The organism is Jiangella ureilytica (assembly GCF_004348545.1).
In the GTDB taxonomy this organism is placed as follows: Bacteria; Actinomycetota; Actinomycetes; order Jiangellales; family Jiangellaceae; genus Jiangella; species Jiangella ureilytica.
Genome location: NZ_SMKL01000096.1, coordinates 1 through 19,515, shown reverse-complemented (window position 1 = coordinate 19,515; position 19,515 = coordinate 1). Strand labels below are relative to the sequence as shown.

General features: G+C 68.0%; 19 protein-coding genes. 16 read left to right on the top strand and 3 right to left on the bottom strand.

The annotated features are described in order from the left end of the window. The first annotated feature begins 543 nt into the window (after positions 1-543). From E1212_RS26750 to E1212_RS26715, 8 genes are all read left to right on the top strand, one after another. A complete protein-coding gene (locus E1212_RS26750; RefSeq protein WP_203417284.1) occupies positions 544-1,050 on the top strand; it encodes a hypothetical protein in 507 nt (168 codons plus the stop codon). A 428-nt stretch (positions 1,051-1,478) separates the two neighbouring features. Beyond that, complete coding sequence (locus tag E1212_RS26745; RefSeq protein WP_203417282.1) at positions 1,479-2,075, top strand: helix-turn-helix domain-containing protein; 597 nt, start codon at positions 1,479-1,481, stop codon at positions 2,073-2,075. Beyond that, positions 2,072-2,458 (top strand): RidA family protein, encoded by a 387-nt coding sequence (locus E1212_RS26740; RefSeq protein WP_131988186.1) that lies wholly within the window; start codon positions 2,072-2,074, stop codon positions 2,456-2,458. The genes E1212_RS26745 and E1212_RS26740 overlap by 4 nt, the downstream gene beginning before the upstream one ends. Positions 2,459-3,206: 748 nt before the next feature. Then, the gene (locus E1212_RS26735) at positions 3,207-3,770 is read left to right on the top strand and encodes a hypothetical protein (protein ID WP_131988184.1); all 564 of its coding nucleotides are present in this window, start codon (positions 3,207-3,209) and stop codon (positions 3,768-3,770) included. 11 nt (positions 3,771-3,781) lie between these two features. Beyond that, complete coding sequence (locus E1212_RS26730) at positions 3,782-4,252, top strand: nuclear transport factor 2 family protein (RefSeq protein WP_203417280.1); 471 nt, start codon at positions 3,782-3,784, stop codon at positions 4,250-4,252. A gap of 635 nt (positions 4,253-4,887) precedes the next feature. Continuing rightward, complete coding sequence (locus E1212_RS26725; protein WP_162605645.1) at positions 4,888-5,433, top strand: dihydrofolate reductase family protein; 546 nt, start codon at positions 4,888-4,890, stop codon at positions 5,431-5,433. Positions 5,434-5,499: 66 nt separating this feature from the next. Continuing rightward, positions 5,500-5,952 (top strand): SRPBCC family protein, encoded by a 453-nt coding sequence (locus tag E1212_RS26720; protein WP_131988180.1) that lies wholly within the window; start codon positions 5,500-5,502, stop codon positions 5,950-5,952. Positions 5,953-6,307: 355 nt separating this feature from the next. Continuing rightward, the gene (locus E1212_RS26715; protein ID WP_131988178.1) at positions 6,308-7,147 is read left to right on the top strand and encodes an alpha/beta fold hydrolase; all 840 of its coding nucleotides are present in this window, start codon (positions 6,308-6,310) and stop codon (positions 7,145-7,147) included. On the opposite strand, the gene E1212_RS26710 is transcribed toward E1212_RS26715, so the two are convergent. Further along, entirely contained in the window at positions 7,056-7,610 is a 555-nt protein-coding gene (locus E1212_RS26710; protein ID WP_162605644.1) for a dihydrofolate reductase family protein, read from the bottom strand. The genes E1212_RS26715 and E1212_RS26710 overlap by 92 nt on opposite strands. A gap of 678 nt (positions 7,611-8,288) precedes the next feature. Between E1212_RS26710 and E1212_RS31245 the strand changes: the two genes are divergently transcribed. Then, a complete protein-coding gene (locus E1212_RS31245) occupies positions 8,289-8,471 on the top strand; it encodes an Lrp/AsnC ligand binding domain-containing protein (protein ID WP_162605643.1) in 183 nt (60 codons plus the stop codon). A 274-nt stretch (positions 8,472-8,745) separates the two neighbouring features. Here E1212_RS31245 and E1212_RS26700 read toward each other — a convergent pair whose 3' ends face one another. Then, positions 8,746-9,030 carry a hypothetical protein gene (locus E1212_RS26700; RefSeq protein ID WP_131988174.1) on the bottom strand — a complete coding sequence of 95 codons (285 nt, stop codon included), beginning with the start codon at positions 9,028-9,030 and terminating at the stop codon, positions 8,746-8,748. A 170-nt stretch (positions 9,031-9,200) separates the two neighbouring features. Here E1212_RS26700 and E1212_RS26695 point away from each other — a divergent pair, with 170 nt between their 5' ends. The 4 genes from E1212_RS26695 (at position 9,201) to E1212_RS26680 (ending at position 13,861) form a co-directional block, all read left to right on the top strand. Next, positions 9,201-10,136: an ArsR/SmtB family transcription factor gene (locus tag E1212_RS26695; protein WP_162605642.1), complete on the top strand. Its 936-nt coding sequence runs from the start codon at positions 9,201-9,203 to the stop codon at positions 10,134-10,136. A gap of 517 nt (positions 10,137-10,653) precedes the next feature. Beyond that, positions 10,654-11,985 (top strand): ABC transporter substrate-binding protein, encoded by a 1,332-nt coding sequence (locus E1212_RS26690; protein ID WP_131988170.1) that lies wholly within the window; start codon positions 10,654-10,656, stop codon positions 11,983-11,985. A 200-nt stretch (positions 11,986-12,185) separates the two neighbouring features. After that, complete coding sequence (locus E1212_RS26685) at positions 12,186-12,965, top strand: carbohydrate ABC transporter permease (RefSeq protein ID WP_203417276.1); 780 nt, start codon at positions 12,186-12,188, stop codon at positions 12,963-12,965. Continuing rightward, positions 12,965-13,861, top strand: coding sequence for a carbohydrate ABC transporter permease (locus E1212_RS26680; RefSeq protein WP_131988168.1), 897 nt, complete (start codon positions 12,965-12,967; stop codon positions 13,859-13,861). Before E1212_RS26685 ends, E1212_RS26680 begins: the two co-directional genes overlap by 1 nt. 981 nt (positions 13,862-14,842) lie before the next feature. On the opposite strand, the gene E1212_RS26675 is transcribed toward E1212_RS26680, so the two are convergent. Next, positions 14,843-16,369: an alpha-L-fucosidase gene (locus E1212_RS26675; RefSeq protein WP_131988166.1), complete on the bottom strand. Its 1,527-nt coding sequence runs from the start codon at positions 16,367-16,369 to the stop codon at positions 14,843-14,845. 566 nt (positions 16,370-16,935) lie between these two features. Between E1212_RS26675 and E1212_RS26670 the strand changes: the two genes are divergently transcribed. The 3 genes from E1212_RS26670 to E1212_RS26660 all read left to right on the top strand — a co-directional run. Then, a complete protein-coding gene (locus E1212_RS26670) occupies positions 16,936-17,763 on the top strand; it encodes a FadR/GntR family transcriptional regulator (protein ID WP_131988164.1) in 828 nt (275 codons plus the stop codon). 4 nt (positions 17,764-17,767) lie between these two features. Beyond that, a complete protein-coding gene (locus tag E1212_RS26665; protein WP_131988162.1) occupies positions 17,768-18,847 on the top strand; it encodes an enolase C-terminal domain-like protein in 1,080 nt (359 codons plus the stop codon). A gap of 92 nt (positions 18,848-18,939) precedes the next feature. Continuing rightward, positions 18,940-19,515 (top strand): SDR family NAD(P)-dependent oxidoreductase (locus E1212_RS26660; RefSeq protein ID WP_131988160.1); only part of this gene is annotated, 576 nt, incomplete at its 3' end.

The window sequence follows — 19,515 nt, the reverse complement described above, 5'->3', positions numbered from 1 at the left end:
TCGTGTGATGTGTCCTTCCGCGAGAACCATTGGCGTGGTCTCGCTGACCATCACACGATGGCCTCCACACGCGTGGTCACCCACGCCGTCAGGCCCGACGAGTTACACCACAAGCGGGGACATCACCTACGGGAGCTGGGGAAGCGACCTGGCACCAGCAATTCGTGGTCGCAGGCTTGCTCAGCATGATGGCATCCCGGACGAGACGTACCGATCTTGTTGCTGGGTCGCAAACATGACGGCCTCACGGTCCGCAGGATTGCTGATGCTCTCGGCATCGATGGGAGCGTGACCCGCAGTCTCGTCCGCTCAACGGCCAAGGGGTGGTACTCACGCGAGCTGGTTCGCGGGGATCGGAGAGGGCCCTGACGTGCCGACGCAGAAAGCAGTCGACCTGGTAGCGGTCGTCGAGGCATCCTGGCAAGAGATCGCCGAGATGCTTGTGAGGGGATGACGAATGTATAGGAGCAGTTCTTCGTTGCCGCGCTGGACCGGGCAGCGGCCAACCTGCGCACCTCCACGGCGCTGGAGCAGTGATCTCAGGTGAGCGGCCGCCTGGGCGCTTTCATCAAGAAGCTCGAGCTGCCCGCGGAGTTCGTGCCTCCGAGGACCTTGATGCACAACGGCGTCACGGCCCACGCGATCACCCGGGATGACGTGGCCGACGACGTGCGCGGTATCAACGACAGTCTTGCGCTGATCCGGGAGACCAGAGGTGGAAAGTGGCCGACCGAGCCGGTCACGGAGGAAGAGATCATCGTCGACGAGTACTGGCACGAGTGCGAATTCCGCGACCGCAAGTCGTTCAGCTACATCCTCACCTCGGCCGACCTCGGCTACATCGGGTGCGCCTACCTCTACCCGCTGGGAGTCCGACGCCCCTTGACGCCAGAACTCGCCCAGCACGACGTCGACGCCAGCTGGTGGGTGACGCCCGACGCCTACGACCGCGGCTACTACAGGACCGTCTACCAAGGCCTGCGCCGCTGGGCGACGATCGATTTTCCGTTTTCCGCACCGCACTTCTCGAACATGCGCATCCCGGACTGAAAGCGGTAGTCGACGACCTGAAGGACCGCTCGCACCGCTGACGCACGACACGGACTTGTCGTGGCATCTGGCGCATCGTGCTGCCCGCTGTCGCCGCGGGTGGGCGCCGGTTCCACGGTCCGGGTGAACCTCCTGCTGGCCAGCCGGGAGCGGCGAGTGCTCGTGCCGAGTGTTGCCGTCGACGATCAGCGATCTCCAGGCGTCGGTTGCGGGGGAGCCGGACGAGGACACGGCGGCCGGTGTGGACCAGGGGGCGGCCTTCCAGGACCGGCCGATCCGTACGAGCCGTATCCGGTGTGGACATGCAAGGAACGCAGCGGCCGCGTCGAGAGGGTTGTCGCCTGCGCTGCAGGTCACGGCGATCGGCGTCGGCATCCGATGGTCCGACACGTACACCTCGGACGCCATAGCGGAAATATTCTGCTATCGTGGTCGACGTGGAGGAACTGTCGGCGCGATTGCGGGTGCGCCTCAAGGACGAACGGCGACGACGCGGTCTCAATCTCGAGGCGCTCGCCGCGGCCAGCGGTGTGAGTCGGAGCATGATCTCCGATATCGAGCGCGGCGCGAAGACCCCCACCGTGCTCGTGCTGGCCCGCCTGGCGACGGCGCTCGGCGTGACCGTGTCCCGGCTGCTGGGCGAGGACCAGCCGGACCGAGTGATCGAGCTGCGCCGCGACGGCCAGCCCGCCATCACCGACGCGGCCGGGTGGCAGCGGCGCATCCTGTCCCCCACCTTGCCCGGCGTCGAGTTCGAGTTCATCCGCACGACCATCCCGGCCGGTGTCACGCTCGGCTCGTTCGCGCCGCACGCAGTGGGCTCGCGCGAGTACATCGCCGTCGAGACCGGCGAGCTGGCCGTCACCGTCGATGGCGTCGAGCACCGGCTCGGCACCGGAGACGCCCTCTACTACGCGGGCGACGCCACCCACGCGTTCGCCAACCCGGGCGCCGTCGAGTGCATCTATTACACGGCCATGCATGTAGCCACCGCCCACCACGCCACCACCGAGGAGCGACCATGACCATCGATCAACTCGACCCGGCGGTCCTGCCGGAGCCGACAAGCACCTATACACACGGCACGCTGGTGACCGGCGCCACCCGGACGGTGTTCGTCAGCGGCCAGGTCCCCTGGGCGGAGAACGGGACGGTGCCGCCCGACTTCGAGACCCAGTGCAGGCTGACCTGGCGCAACGTGCTCGCCGTCCTGGCCGAAGCCGGCATGGGGCCCCAGCATCTGGCCAGGGTCACCACCTATCTTTCGGACCGGAAGTACCGCGAGGCGTACGGACGCATCCGGGCGGAGGTGCTGGGCGACCACCGGCCCGCCGTCACGATCGTCATCACCGACATCTACGCCGAGGAATGGCTGCTGGAGATCGATGCCGTCGCAGTCGAGACATGATGGGCTGGCCGCCGTTGAATACGTCATCGCAACCGTGGTCGTCCACGACCGCGCGCCCGCAACACACAAGCACGGGGAGAAGAGCGGGCGCCGTAAGAACGACCGGGCGAGTCTCGGAACGGTCGGGGCCATCCAGCCGTGCGGGGCCTGGCCTTCACGAATGCCGCGACCGCCCCAGCCGGTCGGCTGATTTCACCAGTCAAGAAGTCGATATCGCCGATCCGGAACGGGTTGCTGCAGGCGGTCGGGCGGGTGTCGACCACGGCATCGGGATGTTCGGTGCGCCACGGCCGCTGCCAGCTCATCTGGACTCGCTGCGACGCGCGGGCCGCGGGTCCCGCCGCCCCGAACAGATCGAGCTGCAGCCACTGTCCCGCGCCGGTCAACGTGTCATCGCCGGGCGGGCGGCGCGCTCGGTACGCGCGCTCGGCCTGCATGGAGCACCCGTCTCACGCGGCTGGCTGACGGGGACCGCGCCGAGCTCGATGGCCCGGGTCCGCTCGGCATGGACGAGGTCGGAGTGCTCGCGTGCGTTCCCGGGTGCTGGACCACCACTCGGGGCGCAGGCCCAGCCGGGCGGTGAAGGCGATCAGTTCGTGGTGGCGCCGGCGACCAGGTGACCAGGTGCCCACGCGCCAGTGACGCGCGCCCGGCGACGCCCGTCGTGGAGGCCGACGTTCACGACGGCCACGCCTGTGCGCCGAGTCGGTGGTGGTTGCGGTATTCCGAACACGATGGGAGCACGCCCATGAGTAGTAGCTCGACAACCCGGGACATTCCCGTGTCGCAGGGGATCCTGCACCGCTGGCCCAGCGCGCTCGGCCTGACGATCGCCGTCGTGCAGCTGGCCACTGACCCGGATACCGAGAGGATCGCCATCGTGACCGGCGTGGCGCTCTTGTGTTACCTGGGTGCTGCGGCACTGAATCGCTCATGGGTCGCATGGGCAGGCTGCCTCGTCTTCGGCGCTGTCGTGGTCACCAGCCAGGCGGTCGACGTGTCCTGGTGGGTCGTCTGCGCCGTCGTTGCGGCGGCGCTGGTCGTCGTCGGCGTAGTCCTGAGGGTGCCGCGCCCGCCGCTCACCGCGCAGGCCGCCGCCCTGACCGCTTATGGGGGCGTCGCTGTGGCTGCGCTCTTCCTCGCACCCAGGGCGGGGCTCGCGCTGACCGGTGTCGCACTCGCCTGTCACGCTGTGTGGGACGTGATCCACTACCGGCGGAACCAGGTCGTACCACGGTCGCTGGCGGAGTTCTGCGTCCTGCTGGACGTGCCCCTGGGCGTGGGCGCCATCGTTCTGGCCATCACTGGCTGAGGGAGGACGCCATGACCATGCCGGTCCAGGAAATCGCCGACCGCCTGGAGATCGAGCAGCTGCTCATCCGGTACTGCCACGCGGTCGACGGCCGCGACTGGGACGCCTACCGGGCGGTCTTCACATCCGACGCCGTCATCGACGACGTCACCGCAGGCCCTGGCAACAGCGTGGAGGAGATGGCGGCGTTCCTTGCCGGCGCCTTTGAACGCGTCGTGGTCATCCAGCATGCGATCTCGACGTCGCGGGTCAAGATTGACGGCGACACGGCCACCGCCAGGACCATCTGCCACTGTCCGGTCGTACTCCGCCGGGGCGACGGCGAGACGCGGCTGTTCTTCCAGGGCCTCTGGTACGACGACGAACTCGTCAGGACCTCGGACGGCTGGAAGATCGCTCATCGGGCCGAGACCGGCTACTTCCACGACATGCCGCCCGACTTCAGCTTCGAGCGAGGCCTCGAGGAAGGAGAGCAGTCATGAACCTGGTCGTCGTCTCGGCGCGTGTTCATGCGGACAACGTCGATGTGGTTGCTGCCGAGACGCGGAAACGTTCGCGGCGATCGCCGCGGCTGCGCCCGATGTGGGCTACGCGGTCTGAAAGGGGCCCGGCGGCGTCACGTTCGTCGCTTTGCTGGACGCGCCTGGTGCGAGCAACCCATTGCTCGCGATCCCGGCGTTCGTCGAGCTCCAAGACGGCATCAGCGCCTGGGCGCTCGAGTCGCCCACTCTGAAGTGTGGGAGATGGTCGGCGCCAACGGACTGTTCGAACGCGCCACCGATTCGCGACATCCGAAGGCCCGTAGCACGCGCACGACACACCGGCAAAGGAGAGCCCGGCATGAATGCGGTGAACGGCCACAGGGTCGCCGCAATGACCTTGGTCAGGTCGCAATCACACTCTCGGCGATCTGGCAGCCCTCACCGTTCCTGACCGGGGAACGCTGCCACCAGCACCGCGCGGCTTCTGCCACACATAGTCGCGGCGGCCGTGATGATTTCCGGCGCTCGCCCGCAAGTTGCGAGGTCGAGGTCGAGGTCGGGGCAGCAATCCACGCGACGCTCCACATCCGTTATGCCATATGCCCACTCGATGGGCACCGACCGAAGGAGTAGGGATGACTATTGCGAGCTCCACGTTCGTCAGCCTGGACGGCGTGGTCAATCACATGGACAAGTGGCACTTCGACTATGTCGACGCCGAGTTGGAGGAACTGGCGCTGGAGCAGCTCCGCGCCGCGGACGCGATGCTGATGGGCCGGAGGACCTACGAGGTGTATTCCGCCACCTGGCCCGGGCGGACCGGCGAATATGCCGACGCGATCAACGCCATGCCCAAGTACGTCGCCTCCACCACCCTCAGCGAACCGGCCTGGCACAACACCAGCGTGCTTGACGGCGACATGGTCGAGGCGGTCCGGTCGCTGCGCGCCGCGGACGGCACGTCGATCCTGATGCATGGCTACGGCCCGGTTGCCAAGACCCTCCTGCAGGCGAACCTCCTCGACGAGCTCCACCTGTGGGTGCATCCGCATCTGTCCGGAGTGGGCGACGCCGAGGACCTCCTCATCCGCCCCGGCCTCACCAAGAAGCTCGAACTGACCGCCACCCGCGCCCTCAGCTCCGGCATCGTCGTCCTGACGCTTCGCAATCCCGATGCCTGACCGAGCCAGTCGACCGACGACCGCGACGACCTCGCCCAGCAAGCCAGGCCGGAAGGAACGCCACATATGCCTGAAAAGCCAGCACCGCACGCAAGCGGCGGATTCACCGTGCATCGCCGCCTGCATGCCACCGCCGAGCGCGTCTTCGCAGCATTCGTCGAGCCGAGCAAGCTCGAACAGTGGTTCGTCGTGCCCGGCTATCACACGCCCGCCGAACGGATGCGGGTCGACGCCCGGCCGCGCGGACGGCTGGACGCTGTGATGATCTCGGACGCGGACGGCTCTGAAATCCCGTTCGGCTTCGAGTACGCCGAGATGGGCCCGCCGCGCCGGGTGGTCCTCCAGTTCCAAAAGCCGCGGGAGCTGGTCACCGTGACACTGTCCGATGCCTCCGACGGAGTCGACCTCACCTATGAGTTCGTCTCCTGGCCCGGACCCGCCGACCAGGACGCATCCAGGCGAGGCGTCGAGGACATGCTGGACCTCATCGCAGCAGGAATCGAGCGCGGCACCATCTGACCCGCCCCCCGGCCTGAACGACGCAGAGCGACAAATGCCGGTGGTCACCCTCCACCGCGACCCGGCTGGCGTCGGCCACCCGGCCGGCGTCGGCGACCCGGCGGCGGCGAGGTGCCGTTGGTGAAGCACCCGCCGTCGACGCTCGGGAGACACCGATCATGGGGGCGTTGCGGCTGAAACACGGCGAGCGGGTAAGGCATCAGGCCCGTGCCGATCACCAGGCCGCACCAACGGAGCAGGCTGGGTGACGTAGCGATCCCGCTCCACTGGTCCATCCCTGGGCGGGCGTGCCCGGGTGCCCACACCTCGGGCCCACAAGAGTGCGACACATCGAACCGAGCCGAGAGGAACGACGATGCCAACGGTGACTTCGAAGGACGGCACCAGTATCGCCTACAGCCGCGTGGGCAGCGGGCCGCCGACCATCCTGGTGGACGGTGCCCTCTGCTGGCGTCAGCAGGGCCCCAACGCCGGACTGGCGGAGAAGCTCGCCGACCACTTCACCGTGTACACCTACGACCGCAGGGGCCGCGGCGAGAGCGGCGACACCCCGCCATTCAACACGATGCGCGAAATCGAGGACCTCGAGGCCCTGATCAACGAGGTAGGTGGTTCCGCGTTCGTCTACGGCATCTCCTCTGGCGCCACCCTCGCGCTCGACGCGGCGGCCAGCGGCCTGGCCATCGCGAAGTTGGCGATCTTCGAGCCGCCACATTTCGTCGACGACACGCGTCCCCCGCTGCCCGAGGGATACCAGACCCGGCTCGAGGACCTGGTGAAGGCGGACGAGCGCGGCAAGGCTGTCAAGCTCTTCATGACCGAGGGGATCAACCTCCCTAGTCTCATGGTCGGCATGATGAGGCTCATGCCGGCGTGGAGGAAGCTGAAGTCGATCGCGCACACGCTGCCCTACGACGTCTCGTTCGTGGTGGAGGCCCAGCAGGGCAAGCCGTTGTCCAGCAGTCGCTGGTCCGCGGTCACCGTGCCGACGCTGGCAGTGGTCGGCGGCAAAAGTCCGAAGTGGATGCACAACGGAGTGCGGGCCACCGCAAGCGTGCTCCCCAACGCGAAGTACTTCGTGCTCGAGGGCGAGATGCACATCGTCAAACCCAAGGCGTTAGCCCCGGTCTTGACGGAGTTCTTCGCCAACGAGATGACGCCGAACGGCCGATGGGACGACCCGTTCGCAGCGTAGTGGCGCTACTGCGGTGGATGCTCTTGCCTCTGGCCAGCGCCTGCCATCGGTCCAGTTCGAGCAGGTACGCCTCGAGCAGAGCCTTGGCCACCGGACCATAGCCGTGCATGAGGATGGGTGCGCCGTCCTCGGCGCGCAGCGCGCGGATGCTCTGGACCAGCTCGCCGTCGAGGACCTCGGTGTTGGCCCGCGCCGGTTGCCCGAGCGTGGTCGACGCGACGAGCTTGGGCATGGCGTTGATCGCGTCGGCGTACACGCCGTCCCTGCCCGGCCATGTGGCCGCGTACACCTCGTAGGTCTTGCGGCCCATGAGCAGCGCGCCCGCGGCACGCAACTGCTCCAGGGCCAGCGCGTCGGACTCGTCGTCGACGTAGTCGTAGTGCCACTTCTCCATGTGGTTGACCACGCCGTCCAGGCTGACGAACGCGGAGGCGCTGATGGTCCTGCCGATACGTGCGGTCACTGCCTCTACTCCATCTCGTGGCGACCTGCCGCCGCCTTCGCGTGAGCCGGCGGAGGCGAGGCGCAGGCCTTCCGAATCTGTGTCCGCCGGCCACTGTTTCCGATCGAAGATAACTGTGTCCTATGGATACTGTTTCCGCAAGACTCAATTCGTGCCCGGGCTCGCGCCCACGCAAGTGCGGCTCGAGACGACGTGTCGCGCCGCCGTCGCCGGCACGGCGGGCGACACGACGGAACGGCGGAAATTGCACCCGGGTCGTTCCATCTCGAGTCCACAGTGAATCGGCCAGGTTGAGAGCCGCAAGTACGGCTGCAATCGGGCGACGGCCGTGCCGAGGTCCGAGTCGTCGTGGACACCGTTGAATGAGCTAAGGTCCTGCAGCGCGAGGTCGGCCTGAACGGCGATCTCCGCGAGGTCGGCTCGTTCGGTTGGCTCCTCCGCGGCCCGGGTGAGGCAGCCGAGGACTTCCACACGGGCGAAGCCGCCGATGAAGTCCGCGAGCGCTGTGCAGCGGCGAATTGCCCGCTACCGATCGGCAGGCAGACTGTCCCGCCTCGTCGCGGTCCTCCACCTTCGCCGCAACAAGGACATCGTGCTGGCAATCGTGCTCGTCACCCTCGAACGGGAGTCGAGCGGGCACCACGAGGCGTTTCGTCAGCGTTTCCGGCATCCCTGGAGGTGCAGCAAGCCTATGTCGTCACCGGAGACTGGGATTACGCCGTCGTGCTCGCGACTCGTGGCATGGCGCACCAGCACGTGCTCGCTGACCGACTGTTCAAGAACGCACCAAACGTCAAGCGCTACACGACCATGGTGGTCATTGATCCCATCAGGACCGGAAACTACCTACCCACGCAGTGAGCCCGCAACCGCCACGGAACCCGGGCTGGCGGGTGTGTCGAAGCGGCTGCGCAGCCGCTTCGAACCTGCCTCCGCGCGCCTGGTCGGTGAAGAGCCGCAACCGAGGAGCTCAGCATTGACGGCGCCCGTTTCGGAGATGCCGACTCCGCCTCGGACCCAAGCAACCCGTTCGACAGCAACCGTGCTCGGACAATGCCGGGCAGATCGGGTCTTCCAGACCACTACAGCCGCTACGTCGGCACGGCCTGATGACTCTGCTGGTGCGCTCTGCCGGTTACGGGCAATAGGTGGCGTCGTCGCCGTCGATCTGCCCGAGGAACGCTCCGAAGTCACCGATGTGGGCGTCCTCTCCGAGGATCAGCCGAGTGACATTGCCCAGGCCGAGACGAGGCTCCTCCTGCGAGGACGCGTGGTCACCGAGGTCGTGGTGTGCCACTGCACGTTGCGCCGTGACAACCCCCAGGCAGTTCGGGTTCGTCGGTGGGTCAGCGGCGGCGACCGCGGGAAGCGAGGCAAGGGTGAGTCCGGCGAGCGCGAGCGCGGCACTGGTCAATCGCATGGTTCTGGTCTCCTCAGCTACTGTTTCGGTTGCGGTTGGCGCGAACAGCTGCCACCGCACGACCCGTCAAGGACCCGCCGAACGTAGGACGGCGGCGTCCACGGTGCGAACGATTCGGTCCTCGACGAATCGATGCGATGACAGGGGTGAGAGACATGCTGCGGCTTCGGATGAGCGTCGACGACATCGCTCGTATACGGCTCGCGGCGCCAGGCCTCTGCGAACTGCCAGTGAGCCTGCAGGCGCTGCAACTGGTCGGACATCCCTATCGACGAATGTGGCGCTCCGAGGCAGGCAGGCTCCCCCAGCAGGCGGGACGCCTCTGGGAGCTGGTCCCGGCACAAGGAGACGTCCCCCTGTTCCTCGCACCGGAGACGGTGGACGACATCGACGAGGCAATTGACATCGTCCAGTCGACGCCCGCGGCACGGATCCGGGCCGAGGTGACTGCGGGGCGGGCAACTCGACTGTCAGCGTGGGTCGAAGACCTCTGCCGGGGTCGGACACAGGCGCGGCACGACCTCGGCGTAGCGATGCGCGCGTACCACGACCACGTCATGGCGCCCCTGTCGCCGGTCCACACCCGCGTCGTGACGGCCGAGCTGAGTCACCGCACCCGCGAAATCGCGACGGAGGGCATCGCCACGATGCTGAACAGTCTGCATCCGGCGGTTCGGTGGCGCGCGGGCGTCCTCGAGGTCGCCGGTCCGGTGCACGCCGACATCGATCTGGGCGGTCGTGGACTTCGGGTGATGCCCTCGGTGTGGCCTCGTCCGGGGCTCGCCCTGGAGTGGAGCCAACCTACTCTGGTCTACCCGGTTCCGTATGCCACTTGGCTGGCCGAGGCGAGTGCCGGATACGACGGCGCGAAAGCCGCCCTCGGAGCCACGCGCGCCACCGTCCTGCAGACACTCGTCGACGAGCACACCACGACCTCGCTGGCCCGTGCTGTAGCGCTCAGCCCGTCATCGGCTTCTGTGCATGCCTCGGCGCTGCGTCGGGCCGGCTTGGTGGCCAGTCGGCGCCGGGGCAAGACGGTGAGGCATTCGCTCACGCCGTTGGGGCTGGACGTCGTCACCGCGTCCAGGGGCCGGGCGTTGCTGTAGCGGTCGGCGAGCTTTAGCCGGAGCGCGTCGGGCGGTAGGTCCCGCAGATGCTGAGGTAGCGGTGCCGGCGCCGGCATGGTTCTCACCCGGAGCCGGTGGCGTCTTGGTGACATGGCCGACGAGGAGGTTCCATGCCTCTTGCAGGCCGACCGGTGGGCTGGCGACGTACATGCCCGCGCCCGTGCACATGGTGACGCGTCCCAGCGCGGCCAGCACCTTTGCCGCTTCCCTGCGGCACCGTGGCGGCGAGTGGTGCCACCTTGGGTCGGAGGGTACATAGGATCTAGTTCGCCGCGGGAAACAGAGCAACTACGATTTGTTTCTCGAGGCTTGAGGCCACCTCGCTCTTGACGAGGTCTAATCTGGACACATACGGTGAGCACCACCGCGATTACCGGGTTTGATAGCCGTCCGCCTCAAGTCGTTGGGCGCACGCAGGGCGCGAAGCGCTTCCCACCGCTCGGCAACATATAGGACTTAACGGCTCAGTCGGCAGTTCACCGAGGAGGAGTGCTCGATGACAACAAAAGGCGGGCAGCAACGCGCCCGGCACGCTCGGCGCGTCACCGGTTGTGCGACCGCCGGGCTCCTCCTCGCGGGCTGCACCGCGCCGGGGGCCAGCACCGGTAACGGCGACAACGATGAGGGAGCGACGTCGCTGACGGTCTGGGTAGATTCCACGAGGACACCGGGCGTCGAGCGCTACATGGAGGAGCATCCCGACGTCGACATCCGGATGACAACCATCCCCAGTGACCCGGGCTATGTGCTCACACAGATCTCGCTGGCCAATCAGGCCGAGGATGGCTGGCCCGACGTGGTCTTCCTCAACACCCCGGAGGACGTCGCGTCGCTGGCCGCGCCGCCGTTCGACTTCGCCGCGCCACTCAGCGAGCTGGTCGACGACGAGATCGTCGATGGGTTCGTCGAGGGCTCGCTCTCAGGATGCACCTTCAGCGACGTTCTCTACTGCCTGCGCAACGACATCGGCCAGACGGTGCTCTGGTACAACCAGGCGCTGATGGACGAGTTCGGCTACGAGGTCCCGCAGACCTGGGCCGACTACGGCGCGCTGGGTGAGCGGGTCGCGGCCGAGCACCCCGGCTACATCATCGGCGGCCTCAGCGGCAAGTGGGGCGCCGGTGTGTATTTCGAGTCCAGCGGCTGTCCCACCCGCGACGTCGTCGACCTGACGACAGTACGCATCGACACGTCCGATCCCGGCTGTGTCCGCGCCGCCGAGTTGCTGGACCCGCTGCTGGCGAACGGCTCGGTGTCCACCCTGTCGCCGTCGGACCCGGCGTTCGCCCAGATCGGCCAGGAGAACAGGATCCTGATGCTCCCGGCGGCGTCCTGGTACGGCGAGCACCGGTTCAAGGCGGCCTACGAGAGCCCGGCAGGTGAAATGGCGGCGGCGCCGATGCCGACGTGGGAAGGCGAGGACGTGCCGTACAGCGGCTCGGTGGGCGGTGGCGCGTTCGTGGTGTCCAGGCACTCGGCGCACATGGACGCGGCCGTCGACTTCGCCACGTGGATGACCACCGACGTCGACCACCAGAGCGAGCAACCCACCTATCCGGCGTTCGCCGAAGCGGCCGAGGCGTGGGGCGCGGCCAGGGCGGAGGACCCTTTCTACGCCGAGGACCCGTTCCCGGTGATGAAGGAACAGGCGCCCCTCATCCGGGACACCTTCGGCTGGGTCCGCTATGCCAACGAGTGGAACAACATCTTCAACGAGACGGTGGTGGCCGCCGCCGGGTCACCCGATCCCCTCATCGAGGCCGTCGAGGTGTGGGGCAGCCGGCTCACCGAGGCGGCGGAGTCCACCGACTACGAGGTCACCCGGTGACCGAGACCGAGATCGCCGGTCGCCCTCCCGCCGGGACAGATGGACGGGCACGGCGACGGGCACCCGAGACCGGCCGCGAGGCCCGGGTCCTGGCGCGACGCCGACGCCGCAGGCTCGCGCCCTATGTCTTCGTGGCGCCGTACGCGCTGTTCCTCGTCGGCTTCGGCATCGCACCGGCCGTCTACGGGTTCTACACGTCCTTGTTCACCGACGACACCGACGCGGGCACCACATTCGCTCCGCTGACGAACTGGGGCGAGGTGCTCACAGACTATCGCCTCGCTGATTCCGCCCGGAACGTCGCGACGTACGTGGCACTGTGGCTGCCGTCGATGCTGGTGCTGATCTTCGCGATCGCACTGGTCCTGCACGCGCGCCCCGGGCGGTTCGCCGCCGCAATGCGCTTGGTCTACTACGTGCCCGGGGCCATCACCGGTTCCGCCGCGGCGCTGTTGTGGCTGTTCATGGTCAGCCCGCAGGTCAGCCCGTTCTCGCCGCTTCTGGATCTTCTCGGCGTCGAGAACGCGACCGAGGCTGTCTCCGGCAACACACCGCTGATCCTGGCCCTGATGGGCATCGCGATCCACGCCGGCGGCTGGATCCTCATCGTTTACGCGGCGCTCGCCGCTCTGCCGCGGGACGTGCTCGAGGCAGCGGTCATCGACGGCGCCTCGTCGTGGCAGGTGGCGATGCGCGTCAAGTTCCCCATGGTCAGCCGGTACGCCGCACTCATCCTCATCGCCACGTTCGCGGCCGGAACTCAGGTCTTCGTCGAGCCGACCGTGCTTGCCACCGGGGTCCCGGGACAGATCAGCTCGACGTGGTCGATCAACCAGCTGGCGTACTACTACGCCACCCAGCAGGGCGACTTCGGCAAGGCGGCGGCCCTGTCGCTCGCGCTGCTGCTGGTCGGGCTCGTGGTGGCGCTGTTCGTCATCTACCGCACGAAGTTCTACCGCATAGACAGGGGGCTGAGCTGATGGCGGTTCAGACGACCACGCACGGCGCGGGACGGGTGGCCGGAGGGTCGCTGCGGGTGGGCTTCCTGATGGTGTGTGCCGTCTTCTTCGGATTGCCGGTCGTCTGGTTGATCCTCGCGGCGACGAAGACCCAGGCGTCCATTTTCAGCGATCACCCGCTGTCCATGGGTTCACTCGGCAACATCGCGCAGGGCTGGAGCAACCTGCTGACGTTCAACGACGGCGAACTGGTCGGCTGGATCTGGAACTCCCTCTATTACGCCGGCTCGAGTGTCGTGATCGCCACGGTCCTCAGCGTCCCGGCCGGCTATGCGCTGGCGAAGTACGACTTCGCCGGCCGCAAGGCGCTGTTGGTGCTCACCCTCATCGGCATGATCATCCCGACGGCTGCGCTGGTACTGCCGCTCTACCTGCAGATGAACGCGCTCGGACTGCTCGGCACGCCGGCGTCGGTGATCCTGCCGCTGGCGTTCTACCCGTTCGCCGTCTACCTCTGCTACGTGTACTGCACCACTAGCCTGCCCGACAGCCTGCTCGAGGCCGCACGCGTCGACGGCGCGAGCGAGGCAGCTCTGTTCTTCCGCATCGTGCTGCCGCTGTCGAAGCCGATCATCGGCATGATCTTCTTCTTCAGCTTCGTGCACGCATGGACCAGCTTCTTCCTTCCGTTCGTCATGCTCTCCGACGACCGCACCTTCAATCTCCAGGTGGGTCTGATGATGCTCCTGCAGTCGACGGACGCCATCAACGCTGAGGGCGGCTTCGCCGCGCTGCCCATCCATCAGCCGGAGGCGGCGCTCGCCGCCCTGGTCGCCGTCGCGCCGGTCCTCGTTGCGTTCCTGTTCGCGCAGCGCTACCTCACCGCCAGTGACGTCTCCGGCGCCGAGAAGGGCTAGGCCGGGCACCCATCGACCCGAGTGTGCTTCGCATGTCGCGTCCGCCGAACGTCCTGTTCATCAAGTCCGACCAGCGCGACACCCGGCGCAAGTCGCACTCCGGTCATCCGGACGTCACCACGCAGGCGCTGGACCGCCTCGCCGGACGTGGGTCACCTTCACCCGTGCCTTCGCGCAGGGCCCCCGCCTGCACCCCCAGCACGGTGTCGTTCCCGTCCGGGTAAGTACTGCCGCGACCACGCCCCTGCGACCTGTCGGGCCGCCTCTGGCGCGCAGCGTCGAGCGAACGCGTGCCGACGAGCCGCCGCTTCATCACGGCTGCCGTCGACATCCGTGTGGCTAGCCTGGGTGAGGCCCTTCCGAGGCCGCATCAGGTGTGGACGGCCTGCGAGCCGTTCAGGAACGCCACTTCGCGGGCACCGCGACGCTGCCGTCCAACGCCGACGACTCCTCGTCGGGCAGCCGGCCCCCCGTCAGCGCGCCAGCTGGCGGGCGCAGGGACCGGACGGCGACTGGTGCTTCGCCGGCCCCGCGCGAGAGTCGGGCCGCCGGCGAGTCCTGCGCGGCAATTGGTGCGGCGTACAACACCGAGGTCGACGAGCTGATAGTGGCTGGTCGGCCCCATCGCCGGCGGCCGGCGACGCTCGACCGGCCGACTTATACTGCCCCGGCGTCTGGGACACGCCGGATCTTCCTGCACCTCTGGCACGACGGCGCGGTCGGCTCGCTGCTGGCAGCTGCCGGCGACCTTGGCGGGGTACGTCCACGGACACGATGCTCGCGTCACGGTTCGAGACGGACTCGGCCGGTTCGTTGACACGCTTGTCCCGAGCCTGACGTTCGAGCTGTCCGGCCCGCCCTGGGCCGCAGCCTCCGCTGACGGAGGCTGCAGCCCATCTCGTGGCCGAGGAAGTCGGTCCTCTTCAGCGACAGCGTTTGCGCACGCAGTTGCGCCGACGCGGTGGCCGGGTTGAGTCGCAGCTACTCGACGTTGGCAACGGGGACGATGGTGGGGTTGGCGGATGCGTTGATGCGGAAGCCCTCCAGGGAGACGAAGGTATTGGCCGAGGCATCGTCCTTCCGGCCGGTGACCTCCACGGTGAGCGTGTGCGGGCCCGGTCCGAGGTTGTGCCGTTCGAACAAGGGCTGGGACTGCCTGCGCGTGGCGCTGTAAGTGTTGACCGCCACCGGCGGCCCGCCGTCGACGCTGATCTCAGCGATGCCGTGGCCGGGGTTGGCTTCGAACAGCACCGTGATATCCGGGCCGGAGAACGTCAGCGTGGCGGTTGCCCCGACGGTGTTGGAATGGGTGCGGGTGCCGAAGAACCACTTGCCGCCGCCCGTAGGCGTGCCTCTGGTGTGGATCCAGTCGCTGTCGGTTTGCTGGCCGGAGTAGGTCAGGGTTCCGCCGCACGGAGGCACCATGTCGTCGATGGTGACGTAGGCGGTCGGCGAGGTGCGCAGCGCGCCGACCTCCGCCAGCAGGTTGACGTTTCCCAGCCCGAGCTTCCCGTCGGGCCCGGGGGAGGCGTTGACCGCGGCCGCGCCGCCGATGGAGTTGGCGCGCATCAGTTCGACCATCACGTCCTGGGCCGTAGTGACGGTGGTGTCGCGCGACGCGAAGCTCCACCAACCCCAACCTGCGGAGTTGGGCTGGACCGCCAAGAATGACTGCTCGTGGGGCCTGGTGGCGTCGCAGGGCAGATCCCCCTCGAGTTCGGCTTCGTGCACGAGGACGTCGGCGGGCGCGAGCCTGGTACCGCCTCGCTTCTCGGTGAGATGGGTGTTGGGAACGAACGCGGTGGTCGGTGAAACCGCCGCGATGTGGTCTTTGATCTCCTGGAGCCGGCCGGAATCGAACTTGCCCGGGGCGGTGTCCAGCCAGAGGCCAGCGATGTCGCCGTACTCGGTGAGCAGCTCGGTGATCTGGTTCTTGGCAAACTGCACGTACTCGGGGCTCGCGACGAAGTGGTAGTTGCCCTCGTCGTCGGAGCCACCGTCCTTGTAGAAGTCGAGCCAGGAGTAGTACAGGACGGGCTTCAGGCCGAACTCGCGAGCGGAGTCCACCACTTCCTGCACGATGTCCCGATCGGGTGCCGAACTCGAGGCCACGTCGTAGTCGGTGTAGTCGCTGGGCCACAGCGCGAACCCGTCATGGTGCTTGGCGGTGAAGATCACATACTTGGCGCCCGAGGACGCCGCCGCCTGCATCCACTGGTCGGTGTCCATCTCGGCGGGTGGGGCGAACGTGAGCGGCGAGACCTCGTGGGGGTCGTAATCCCAGGGCCTCTTCTTGACGTAGGTGGCCAGGCCGTAGTGCATGAACACCCCGAACTGCAGGGCGACGTAGTTCTCCCCCGGCGTGCTGGTCGCCGAGGTCGGCTCCATCGCTGGCGGGTCGGCCTCTGGCGGTGCGGCGGTGGTGATGGAAGTGCCGCCCAGCGTGGCCGCGAGGGCAAGAGCCAGCCCTCCGGCACACCAGCCGAGTGATCTTCGGATGATGGTCATGGCTTTCCCTTCGGTGGGTGTTGGGAATGACCGGTCCCGACATGGGCGCCGGGACCGGGCGTCACTTCACCGATCCGGCGGACAGCCCCGCCGACTCGGCAGCGCTGCGGGATCATGAAGATGACGACGGTCGGGAAGCGGGCACCGGGCCGCGAGCGCACTGCACACCCGACATCAGGCGACGAGCACGCCCGGCCCCCGCGGGAGCAGACGCCCGTGGGACGGACCGACGGCGCCTTCTGTTCTCATGCGCTACCCCTCCGATGGTGGAGCGACGGCGGTTCCGCATCGCAGCGGATCCCCGTGTCAGCACGCACCAGCTGGTGAGCGCAAATAGCAGTTGTGGGCTGCCGCCAGCGCAATCAGTACCACTTGATTCCAAAGCAGCCACGCTATGTCCGGTGGTCAGCAGTGTGCAGCGGTGAGCGGTCAGCTGTCAACGCTCTATAACTAGTATTTGTTCGTCATCAGTCCATGAGTCGTATATGATGGTTGTCACCGTTCAGGGAGCTCAGTACCGACAGGCTCACGGCTGACTTCGGCCAGAGCCAGGACGAGAGGTAGCGATGCACGACGAGCGCGGACTCACGGGCCCGGCCGGAGCGCCACGCGGCGATGACCGTGCCGACACAGGGACCATCTACCGCCCTGGCTACGAGGTCGCGGCGGAGCGGATCCTGGAGCACGTCGCCGCTCGGCAGCTCCGCCCCGGCGACCGTGTCGGTACCGAGCGGGACATCGCGCTCGCTCTCGACATCAGCCGCACGGTCACTCGTGAGGCTGTGAAGGTCCTTTCGGCCCTGGGCAGGCTGACGGTGCGCAAGGGTTCCGGTGTCCACGTGGCCGAGCCGTCCGGTCGGTTCGCCACCGATTCCTGGAGCCTTTTCCTGCCCGCCGATCCGGAGCAGGTTCGGATGCTCTTCGAGGTGCGCAGGACGCTCGAGGTGGCGGCAAGCGAGTTCGCCGCTTCCCGTGCCACGCCCCAGCAGGTGCGGGCCGTGCGCGATGCGGCCCGCCGGTCCGCCGACGCCGCCGAGAACGACGACTTCGACCGTTTCCGGCAGGCCGACGAGGACTTTCACCGCGCCGTGGCCGCCGGCACCAACAACACCTTCTTCGAGTCGACGGTCGGTGTCATCACCCAGCTCAAACGCCAGGTGCTGACCATCGGCCTACGCGGCGATCAGAGCGGATCCCTGGTGGTGGCAGCGAAGGAGCACACCGACATCGCCGATGCCATCGGCGACGGCGAGGCCGGACGCGCCGGTGGCACCATGGCCCAGCACATCGACGGCGCGCTCGTGCAGTTCCAGCACGAGATCCGGCGCCGGATGCTCAGTGTCGACCTGCCGTCCGGCCATCCGCAGGCCGGACCGCACCCCGAGAGCAGGTGACGCCGTGCGCATCGTCGATGCCACGGTCGACCTCGTCGAGCTCCCTGCTCAGCCGGTCTTTCGCTGGCGCGACGGCCTCCCCGGTTCCGAGCCGCCGGTCACCGGTGGGATCCTGCGTCTGCGCACCGATGAAGGTCTGGTCGGCGAGGCGCACACGCGGCGGGGCGTCATCGTCGCCGACCTGGTGAACCGCGTCATCCGCGGCGAGATCGTCGGCGCCGACCCGCTCGCCCGCGAGTTCCTCTGGCGCCGGATGTGGGAGCTGGACCGGCGCGAGGAGTTCCCGATCTACGCGCTCGGGCTCGTCGACATCGCCCTCTGGGACATCGCCGGCAAGGCGGCCGGCCTGCCGGTGCACCGGCTCGCCGGCGGGTTTCGCGAGAGCATCCCGGCATACGCGAGCACGGTCACCTACGGATCGGTCCAGGAGTACCTCGACGTCGTCGACCAGTGCCTTGCCCACGGCTACCAGGCCGTCAAGGTGCACGCCTGGGGTGACGTCCGCCGCGACAGCGAGCTGGTGACCCGGCTGCGCGCCCATGTCGGAGACGATCTACCGCTCATGTACGACGGCTCGGCGGCGTTCGACCTCGCCGGTGCCATCCAGCTCGGGCATGCCCTGTCCGACGCCGGGTTCCTCTGGTATGAGGAGCCGATGCGCGAGTTCAACGTGACCGCGCACCGCTGGCTGGCCGACAACGTCGGGGTGTCGCTGCTCGTCGGTGAGACCGCCGACGGCGCACACATGAACACCGCGGACTTCATCTCTTCCGGCTGCGCCACCTCTGTGCGCACCAGCCCGCACCTCAAGGGTGGCATCACCGGTGCCCTGCGCATCGCGCACCTGGCCGAGGCGTACCTGATGAATGCGGAGGTCCACGGGTCCGGGCTGCTGCAGCGGCAGCTGTGCATGGCGGTGCCGAACACCACGTACTACGAGAGCCAGATCATCGGCAACCCGATCATCCCGGATCCTCACGTCGACGCCGACGGCATGGTACGGGCGCCCTCCGCGCCCGGGGTCGGATACGACGCCCGACCGGCACCCGACGAGTTCGGCGACACGGCTTTGTCCCGTGCGTGAGCTCGATGACCTCATCACCCTCGCCCCGCACGGCACTCGGCACGCGCTCGCGCCTGGGTCGGCGTCGGCGCACACGTGAAAGGGATCGACACATGGCAGAACTCGACGGCTGGGCGGTGGTGGTCACCGGCGGTGCCTCGGGCATCGGGCTGGCCACGGCCGAACTGCTGGCCGCCGCCGGCGCGAACGTGGCCATCCTGGACCGCAAGCTCGACGACGCCCCCGGCGGCCTGTATGCCCTCGAGTGCGACGTCACCGACTCCGACGGCGTCGCCGCGGCCGTCACCGCCGTCGCCGACCGCTTCGGCGGCCTCGACATCGTCGTCAACAACGCCGGCATCGGCGCCGCCGGCACCATCGCCGACAACCCCGACACCGAGTGGCACCACGTCTTCGACGTCAACGTCCTCGGCATGGTGCGCGTCGCCCGCGCGGCACTGCCGCACCTGCGCCGCTCCGAGCGGGCGGCCGTCGTCAACGTCTGCTCCATCGCCGCCACCGCCGGGCTCCCCCAACGCGCCCTCTACTCCGCCACCAAGGGCGCCGTCCTCTCCCTCACCCTCGCCATGGCCGCCGACCACATCGGCGACGGCATTCGCGTCAACGCCGTCAACCCCGGCACCGCCGACACCCCCTGGGTCAGCCGCCTCCTCGACGCCGCCCCCGAC